This window comes from Micromonospora sp. MP36, from assembly GCF_008119785.1.
Classification (GTDB): Bacteria; Actinomycetota; Actinomycetes; order Mycobacteriales; family Micromonosporaceae; genus Micromonospora.
Map to the genome: position 1 here is coordinate 57,714 of NZ_VSFA01000038.1, position 9,340 is coordinate 67,053.

Here is a 9,340-nt window from a genome sequence, read left to right on the forward strand (position 1 = left end):
GGGTACGGTATGGGGGTGTTGTCTTCGGGGGTCGTACTCAGCGGCCGGTACCGCCTGGATGACCGTGTCGCCACCGGCGGCATGGGTGACGTCTGGCGTGCCACCGACCTGGTGCTGGGTCGTCAGGTCGCGGTGAAGGTCCTGCTTCCCGCGCTGGTCTCTGACCCCGATTTCATCGCCCGCTTCCGCGCCGAGGCGCGGATCATGGCGTCCCTGCGCCACCCCGGCGTCGTCCAGGTCTTCGACTGCGGCGAGGACGAGCTGCCCGACGGCGGCCGGGCCGACTACCTGGTCATGGAGTTCGTCGAGGGCGAGCCGCTCTCCCGGCGGATCCAGGAGGCCGGCCATCTCGAGGTCGCCGAGACGATGTCCATCGTGGCGCAGGTGGCCCAGGCCCTGCAGGCGGCGCACGCCCGGGGCATCGTCCACCGGGACGTGAAGCCGAGCAACCTGCTGGTGCAGCAGGACGGCGCCGTGGTGCTGGTCGACTTCGGGGTGGCCCGGTCGACCAACGTCACCAGCATCACCAGCACCAACGCGGTGCCCGGCACCGCGCTCTACATGGCACCCGAGCAGGCGGCCGGCCGACCGGTCTCCGGCGCCACCGACATCTACGCGCTGGGGGCGGTGGCCTACTGCTGCCTCACCGGCAGCCCGCCGTTCACCGGCGACAACCCGCTGCAGGTGGCCGTCCGGCACTTGGACGACGAGCCGCCGGAGCTGCCGGCTGACATCCCGCAGCCGGTCCGGGACCTGGTCGCCCGCGCTCTCGCCAAGGACCCGGCAGACCGCTACCCGGACGGCGCGGCCATGGCCGCGGCCGCCCGGGCGGCCATGGCCGGGGCGCCGACCGCGATGGTGCCGGTGGCGCTGCGCGGGGCGGTCGGCCCCGCCACCCGGGACGACCCGACCCTCGCGGCCCCCCTGGCCATGGTGGCCCCCGCCGGGCGGCGGGGCCGGCGCGGCACCCTGGTCGGCGCGCTGGCCGCGGTGCTGGTCGCACTGACCGCCCTGGGCGCGGCACTCGGTGCGGCGAGGGACGTGCGCGATCCGGCGACCACGATCGAGACCACGCCGACCGCCGTCACACACAGCGACGACGCGGAATCGACAGCGGCGACCGAGACGCCCGCGGACCAGGGCGGGCGGACCCGCCGTCCGTCCCGGCCAGACACCAGGCGCTCGGTGACGGCGACCCCCACCCCGACCCCGAGCGGGTCCGTCGAGGCGTCCCCGTCGGAGGTGCCGTCGACGCCCCCGACCCCGCCGTCGACGCCACCGAGCACCACCCCACCGACGGACAACTCGACGCCACCGACCGACACGACCACCACGCCACCCGAGGGCGGCCAGCCGCCCGCGGCGGGCAACTGACCCCACCGGACGGCGACGAGCGCACGGCCGAGCCGGTCCCGCAGCAGATGCGGGACCGGCTCGTGCTGTACGGCGCGATCGGTCACTCCGCGCCCAGCGCCTCCACCACCGGCCGGGACAGCGCGCGCCGGGCCGGGAGGACGGAGGCGGCCAGTGCGGCCAGCACCGCCACGCCGAGGATCAGGGCGATCCGCGCCGGCGGCAGCACCAGGATGAAGGTGCCGCCCACCCGGGCCACCACGGCCATCGCGCCGGCGGCGACCGCGGTGCCGAGGGCGACGCCGAGCACCGCGCCGACCAGCGCGATGAGCACCGCCTCGACGGCCAGCGCGGCCCGCATGCCGCCCCGGGTCAGCCCCACCGCCCGCAGCACCGCGTTCTCCCGGGTGCGTTCCACCACCGACAGGCTCAGCGTGTTGGCTACCCCGACCAGGGCGATGACCACCGCCAGGCCGAGCAACGCGGTGACGAAGCCCAGCACCATGTCCACCGTGCCGGTGAGCATCTTCTTGTACGCCGCCTGGTCCATCAGGTTGACCGTCGGGTAGTCGGCCAGCACCTGCGTGATCGCCGCCTTCGCGGTCGCCGTGGCGACCCCGGGCGCCGGGTCCACCTCGGCGAGGTAGCCGCGCTGCGCCGGGAAGAGCCGGGTGAAATCCGCGTCCAGCACGTCGACCACGTACCCGGCGGGGACCGGGCTGCCGGCGAGCGGCGCCTCGTCGGCGCGTACCACCGCGGCGATCCGGAACTGCCGGCCGGCGAGGGTGACGGTCTGCCCGACGGTCCAGCCGCGCGCCGCAGCCAGCTCGCGGTGCACCAGCACCGCACCGGGCCCGAGGCCGCCCGCGTCCCCGGCGTCGACGCCGGTCAGCGTCCGGCGCACCAGCGCCGGGTGCGCCGCGCGCAGCTGCACCCCGTCGGCCACCCGGCTGCGCTGCTCGTGCACCACGCCCAGCTCGGGGCGGGCGGCCAGCGCGCCGGCCAGCGGGGCCGGCAGGTCGCCACCGATGCCGGTCACCACGAAGTCCACCCCGACCTCGGCGTCGACCGCGTCCTCGATGCCCCGCTTGGCGCTGGCCGCGCCGACCACGAAGGCAGTGACGAGACCGATCCCGATCACCAGCGCGGTGGCGGTGGCGGCGATCCGGCGCGGGTTGCGTACGGCGTTGGCCACGGCCAGCCCGGCGGTCGCGCTGAGCAGCGGGCGCACCGGCCGGCCGAGCAGGCGGACCAGCGCCGGCACCAGCACCGGCCCGAACAGCACGATCCCGAAGAAGGCCAGCACCCCGCCGAGCGCGACCAGCGCCACCTGGCCGGCCGCGCCGGCGCCGAGCAGGGCGGCCACACCAGCGGCGAGCGCCAGCGCACCGGCCGCGAGCCGGATCCGGCCCGCCCGCCGGGCCGGCTGCACCGCCGCGTCGGTCAGCGCCGCCACCGGGGCGATCCGGGTGCCCTGCCAGCTCGGCACCGCGGCGGCGCCGACCGTCATCAGGGTGCCGAGGAGGAGGCAGAGCAGCACCGTCGCGGGGCGCATGGTGAGCGGGCCACCCGCCGGCGCGTTCTGGGCCGACATCAGGGCGTCCAGCCCGACGGCCAGACCCGCCCCGGCCAGCACCCCGGCGGCCGACGCGACCAACCCGGTCACCGCCGCTTCCAGCAGGGTGGCCCGGAACACCTGGCCACGGGTGGCCCCGACCAGCCGGAGCAGCGCGGTACGCCGGGTGCGCTGGGCCAGCACGATGGCGAAGGTGTTGGCGATGACGAAGCCGGAAACCACCACGGCCACCGCGGCGAAGGTGAGCAGGAAGGCGCTGAACTGCCGCAGGTTCCGGACGCCGTCCTCCACGGCCTCGTCGAGGATCCGCTGCCGGTCCTTGACCACCACGCCGGGCCCCACCGCCGCCCGGACCCGCTCGACGAGCGCGGCGCGGTCCACCCCGGGCCGGGCGGCGACGACGATCCGGTCGTACCCGCGTTGGCCGCTCACCGTGAGGGCGTCGGCGCCGGCCAGCCCGATGTAGGGCCCGCCGACGTCCCGCGAGGTGCCGTCCACGTCGACGGTGCCGACCAGGGTGTACGGCCGGGCCGCCCCGGTGGCGCCGCCGACGCGGACCGGGGAGCCGAGCCGGAAGCCCTGCTCGGCGACGGTGGGCGCGTCGAGGACCAGCTCGCCCGGGCGTTGCGGCAGCCGGCCGGCCACCACGTCGTACGACTGCACGGCCGGGTCGGTGGGGACGGCGGCGAGGACGGCGTAGCCGAGCACCGGCCGGCCGTCGGCGCCGACGACCCCGCCCGAGCCGAGCAGCTCACCCCCGGCGGCGGCCACCCCGTCGACGGCCCGGACCCGGTCCACCAGGGCGGGCGGCAGGGGCTTGTCGTCCGGGCCGTACACGCCGAGGTCGGTGTGCCGGTCGAAGGTGCCGGCGCGGGCGTACGCCCCGGCGCGGATGCCGTCGGTGAAGATCAGGGTACCGGCGACGAAGGCGACGCCGAGGACGATCGCCAGCGAGGAGAGGAGCAGGCGCAGCCAGTCGGCGCGAACCTGGCGCAGGGTGAGGCGCAACATCCCGGTCACCGCCCCGCCCGCACGCCGGCGGCGGCCGGGTCGAGGCGGGTGAGCGCCTCGCGTACCTGGCCGACGGTGGGCCGGACCAGTTCGTCGACCACCCGGCCATCGGCGAGGAAGACGACCCGGTCGGCGTAGCCGGCGGCCACCGGGTCGTGGGTCACCATGACCACGGTCTGGCCGAGGGTGTCGACCGCCTCGCGCAGCAGGCCCAGCACCTCCGCGCCGGAGCGGGAGTCGAGGTTGCCGGTGGGCTCGTCGGCGAAGAGCACCCAGGGGCGGGTGATCAGCGCGCGGGCCACCGCCACCCGCTGCTGCTGTCCGCCGGAGAGCTCGGCCGGCCGGTGCCCGAGACGGTCGGTCAGGCCGACCGCGGCCACCACCTGCCGCAGCCAGGCCGCATCGGGCCGGCGGCCGGCGATGGCCAGCGGCAGCACGATGTTCTCCTCGGCGGTGAGGGTCGGCAGCAGGTTGAACTTCTGGAAGACGAAACCGATCCGCTCCCGGCGCAGCAGGGTCAGCCGGCGGTCGTCGAGCCGGGCCAGGTCGGCGTCACCGATCCGGACCGTCCCGGCGGAGGGCCGGTCGAGGCCGGCGAGGCAGTGCATGAGGGTGGACTTACCGGAGCCGGAGGGGCCCATGACGGCGGTGAACTGGCCGGCGGCGAGGTCGAGGTCGACGCCGTCGAGGGCGACGACGCGGGACTGCGCGGAGCCGTACTCCTTGCGCAGCGCTCGGGCGGTGACGGCGACGCCGGTGGTCGCGGGTGCGACGGACACGTGTTGCTCCCCGTGTGGAGACGTTCATCTGACGTCTCCGACGCTATGCGCGACACCGTCTGGTTGATCTCCACCTGCGCGCTCGATCCTGGTACGCCGGTGGTCGCCCCGGACCGGGTGGACCCGTACGACCCAGGTCGTACGCCGGCTCAGCCGCCCGGCGTGACCAGCCCGCTCTCGTACGCCAGCACCACCGCCTGCACCCGGTCGCGGAGCTGGAGCTTCGCCAGGATCCGGCCGACGTGCGTCTTGACCGTCGCCTCCGCGACGTGCACCCGGGCGGCGATCTCGGCGTTGGACAGCCCCTGCGCCACCAGCAGCAGGATCTCCCGCTCCCGCTCGGTGAGCTGGGCGAGCCGCGGGTCCTCGGTGGGGGCGGGGCCGAGTTGGCCGGCAAACCGGTCGAGCAGCCGCCGGGTGATCGACGGGGCGACCACCGAGTCGCCTTCCGCGACCACCCGGATCGCGGCCAGCAAATCCTCCGGCGGCACGTTCTTCAGCAGGAACCCGCTGGCCCCCGCCTGGAGCGCGGCGAACGCGTCGGCCTCGGTGTCGAAGGTGGTGAGCACCAGGACCCGCGGCCGCCCGGCGGGCGGCCGGGCACAGATCCGCCGGGTCGCCTCCACCCCGTCCATGGTCGGCATCCGCAGGTCCATGACGACCACGTCGGCCTCGACCCGGTCCAGCACGCGCAGCGCGTCCGCGCCGTCGATCGCCTCGCCGACCACCGCCAGGTCGGGCTGGGAGTCCAGCACCATCCGGAACCCGGCGCGCACCAGCGCCTGGTCATCGACGATCACCACCCGGACAGTCAAGCCGCCACCTCTCTCTCGATACCCGGCGCCGACGGTAGCGGCAGCCGCGCCTCGACCCGCCAGCCCCCGGCCAGCGCGGGACCGGCGGTGAGGCTGCCGTCGTACACCCCGACCCGCTCGCGCATGCCGACCAGGCCGTGCCCGCCGGACGGCGCCGGCCGGACCACCGGCCGGCCGTGCCCGTCGTCGACGGCCCGGACCACGACGGCGTCCGCGGACCAGTCCAGGCTCAGCGCCACGGACGCGCCCACCCCGGCGTGCTTGAGCGCGTTGGTCAGCGATTCCTGCACCACCCGGTAGACGGTCAGTTCCAGGCCCGGCGGCAGGGGCACCGCCGCGCCGGTGGTGGTGCAGGTCACCCGCAGGCCGGCGGCGCGGAAGCGGTCCAGCAGGTGGGGCAGTTCGACCAGCGCCGGCCGGCGGTGGGCCGGCTCGGCGGACAGTTCGCCGCCGGGCTCGGCCGCCATTTCCGGCGCGGCCGCCGGCTCCGGCCGGCTCGGCTCCCGCAGTACGCCCACCAGCCGGCGCATCTCCTCCAGCGCCTGCCGGCCGGTGTCCGCCACCACCTTGGCGGCCTCCCGGGCGGTGGCCGGGTCACGGTCGATGGTGAACCGCACCCCGTCCGCCTGCACGATCATGACCGCCATGCTGTGTGCCACCACGTCGTGCAGCTCCCGGGCGATCCGGGTGCGCTCCTCGGCCACCGCCGCCCGGGACTCGGCCTCCCGCTCCCGTTCCAGGGTGGTGGCCCGTTCCTCCAGGCTCAGCACGTAGAGCCGGCGGGTCCGCACGTTCAGCCCCATCAGCCACACCGCGCCGGTGATCAGCCCGAAGTAGATCGCGCTGGCCCACCAGGCGGCCGGCCCGCGCACCTGCAGCGCGGCCAGCACCACGCCGACCGCGGCGACCGCCCCGGCGAGCACGCCGTCACGGAGCCGGTCGGCGTACTTGACCACGCTGTAGAGGGCGATCAGCACGGCGATGTCGTAACCCAACGGCCCCCAACGGAACACCACCTGGACGAGCGCGAGCGCGGCCACCACCGCGGCCACCGCCGTCGGATGGGTACGCCGGAACAGCAGGACCAGGGCCATCACGATCCCGACGCAGGTGGCCTTCCAGCCGCCCGGCTGGGCGACCACCCCGGCGACGGCGAAGAGCGCCACCAGCCCGGCCACGGCGACGTCGAAGGCGACGCTGCGTAGCGGGCGCCCGAAGATGATGCGGTCCACGGTCACCCAGCGTACGTGGCGGGTCGACGGTCGCTGCCCAGCGCTACCGCCCCGGGTTTCCGCGCCCATTGCCCGCCATGATCCGGAGCTGCGGCGGCTGCGGCGTGCTCGGAGGTAACACTGATGACTGCCTACAGACCTGATGACGAAGACGAATCAGCGGCCCGCGAGGCGCGATCCTTCACGTCATCAAGTTCGTAGCCACGTCATGAGGACTTGCCTGCCGCGAACACGCCGTGCCCGGGTGACCCGCCGGTGCCGCGCGGGCCCTCTTCCTCTTCCCGTCGCCCGCGGAGGAGCCCGGGCGGCGGCTGACATCACCAACGACTCAGCTCGAAAGGACTCGCGAGGCAGACCGGTGCTGCGCCGGGCACCGGGCCGCAGCCGGCTGCGAAGCCCGGCGCGGGTCCCGTCAGGGGGCGACGAGGTCGTGCAGGCGGGCGATCTCGGCGGACTGCTCGGTGGCGACCGCGTTGGCGAACTCCTGCATGGTCTGGTCCGCGCCGACCCTGAGCAGGTCGGTGGCCATTGCCACGGCACCCTGGTGATGCTCGGTCATCATGCGGACGAAGCGGCGGTCGAACTCGGCGCCCCGGGCGGCGGCGAGCTGCCGCATCGCCTCGGGGGGCTGCATGCCGCGCATCGTGCCGTGGTCGTGCCCGGAGACCTCGGCCGGCAGGCCGCGCGCGCCGAGCCAGCCGCGCAGCACGCCGATCTCCGGCCCCTGCGCGGCGCGGATCCGCTCGGCGACGGCGCGTACCCGGGGATCGGCGGCCCGGTCCGTCGCGAGGGCGGCCATCTCTACCGCCTGCTGGTGGTGCGGGATCATCATCCGGACGAACCAGACATCGAGGCTGTTGTAGCGGGCCGATTCGGCGTTGCGCACCTCCTGCCCCGGGCGGGTGGTCGCCGACTCCCCCGGCCGGCCGGGCACGATGACCGGCGGTGCGTCCACGGTGGACGACGCGTTCGGGGCCGGCGCCCGCGCGACCACCGCTCCACCGTCGCCCGCCCGAGACAGGGCCAGCCCGAGCGCGACCAGGAGTACGGCGCCGCCTGTGACGGCGGCCCAGATGCGTGCCTGCCGGCCGGTCATACGCCGCTCCCTCCGGTCGAGGTGGCAGCGATCCTATCCATAGACGAACGGCGTTTGATGTGACCCACATCACATAGATCTACGTCACCGCCCGGTAAGGTGTCGACATCATCATCCCCCTTTCGAAGGGTGTTGCCGATGATCAGGTCCCGCACGTCACCCACCCGCCGACTCCGGATCGTCAGCCTGACCGCCGCCGGACTGCTCGTCGCCGGGGTGGCCACTGCCCCCGTCAGCAGCGCCCAGGAGACCCCCCGGCTCAGCGTCGAGCCGGCCACGGTCAACGGGGCCGGTCTCGGGGTGGATGAAATCTCCAGCAGCCCCAACCTCCGTCAGATCGCCAACCTGCCGAAGCAGGCGCCGTTCGACACGAGCGCGGCCTTCGGCTCCGACCTGGCATTCCAGGGCCGGTACGCCTTCGTCGGCAACTACGACGGCGTCGTCATCTATGACATCGGCCAGCCCAGCGCACCGAAGATCGTGTCGCAGGTGCTCTGCCCCGGCTCGCAGAACGACGTCTCCGTCTACGGCAACCTGCTCTTCCTCTCCACCGACTCGCCGCGCAGCGACGACTCCTGCGCCAGCACCGGCGTCGACCGGTCCGAGACCAAGTGGGAGGGCATCAAGGTCTTCGACATCACCGACAAGGCCAACCCGCGCTACATCAAGTCGGTGCAGACTGCCTGCGGCTCGCACACCCACACCCTGGTGCCGGCCAAGGACAGCAAGTCGGTCTACCTGTACGTCTCCTCGTACGGGCCGTCGGACACGTACGTGGGCTGCCCGCCGCCGCACGACTCCATCTCCATCGTGAAGGTGCCGCTGCGGTCGCCGACCGACGCGGCCGTGGTGGCCACCCCGAACCTCTTCCCCGACGGCGGATACCCGGGCATCCCGCAGCAGAAGACGGCCACCAGCGGCTGCCACGACATCACCGTGTACCCGGCGAAGGACCTGGCCGCCGGCGCCTGCATGGGCGACGGCATCCTGATGGACATCGCCAACCGGGAGGCGCCCCGGGTGATCAACCGGGTGCGGGACACGGAGAATTTCGCCTTCTGGCACTCGGCGACCTTCAACAACGCCGGGACCAAGGTGGTCTTCACCGACGAGCTGGGCGGGGGCGGCGCGGCGACCTGCAACCCGGCCACCGGGCCGAACCGCGGCGCGGACGCCATCTACGACGTCACCGGCCGCGGCGACGCCCGCAAGCTGGTCTTCCGCAGCTACTTCAAGATCCCGCGGACCAACGCCGACACCGAGAACTGTGTCGCGCACAACGGTTCGCTGATCCCGGTGCCCGGCCGCGACATCATGGTCCAGGCCTGGTACCAGGGCGGCGTCTCGGTCTGGGAGTTCACCGACTCCCGCCACCCGAAGGAGATCGGCTTCTGGGAGCGCGGGCCGCTCTCCGACACCCAGCTCCGCACGGGCGGCTCCTGGTCCGCGTACTGGTACAACGGCCACATCTACTCCAG

Annotated in this window: 7 protein-coding genes; 2 read left to right on the plus strand and 5 right to left on the minus strand. The window is 74.3% G+C overall.

Annotation, left to right across the window (positions count from 1 at the left end; translation table 11 throughout):
* Positions 1 to 9 precede the first annotated feature (9 nt).
* Positions 10 to 1,374, plus strand: coding sequence for a serine/threonine-protein kinase (locus FXF52_RS23105; protein ID WP_148799950.1), 1,365 nt, complete (start codon positions 10 to 12; stop codon positions 1,372 to 1,374).
* 82 nt (positions 1,375 to 1,456) lie between these two features.
* Here FXF52_RS23105 and FXF52_RS23110 read toward each other — a convergent pair whose 3' ends face one another.
* The 5 genes from FXF52_RS23110 to FXF52_RS23130 form a co-directional block, all read right to left on the minus strand.
* Entirely contained in the window at positions 1,457 to 3,940 is a 2,484-nt protein-coding gene (locus FXF52_RS23110) for an ABC transporter permease (protein WP_148799952.1), read from the minus strand.
* Positions 3,941 to 3,945: 5 nt separating this feature from the next.
* Positions 3,946 to 4,719, minus strand: a complete 774-nt coding sequence (locus FXF52_RS23115; RefSeq protein ID WP_148799954.1) for an ABC transporter ATP-binding protein — start codon at positions 4,717 to 4,719, stop codon at positions 3,946 to 3,948.
* A 149-nt stretch (positions 4,720 to 4,868) separates the two neighbouring features.
* Complete coding sequence (locus FXF52_RS23120; RefSeq protein ID WP_148799956.1) at positions 4,869 to 5,534, minus strand: response regulator transcription factor; 666 nt, start codon at positions 5,532 to 5,534, stop codon at positions 4,869 to 4,871.
* A complete protein-coding gene (locus FXF52_RS23125; RefSeq protein ID WP_148799958.1) occupies positions 5,531 to 6,772 on the minus strand; it encodes a sensor histidine kinase in 1,242 nt (413 codons plus the stop codon). The genes FXF52_RS23120 and FXF52_RS23125 overlap by 4 nt, the downstream gene beginning before the upstream one ends.
* 406 nt (positions 6,773 to 7,178) lie before the next feature.
* On the minus strand, positions 7,179 to 7,862 hold the full coding sequence (locus FXF52_RS23130) for a DUF305 domain-containing protein (protein ID WP_148799960.1): 684 nt from the start codon (positions 7,860 to 7,862) through the stop codon (positions 7,179 to 7,181).
* 138 nt (positions 7,863 to 8,000) lie between these two features.
* On the opposite strand from FXF52_RS23130, the gene FXF52_RS23135 reads away from it, so the two are divergent.
* A partial coding sequence (locus FXF52_RS23135) for an LVIVD repeat-containing protein (protein WP_148799962.1) occupies positions 8,001 to 9,340 on the plus strand: 1,340 nt, incomplete at its 3' end.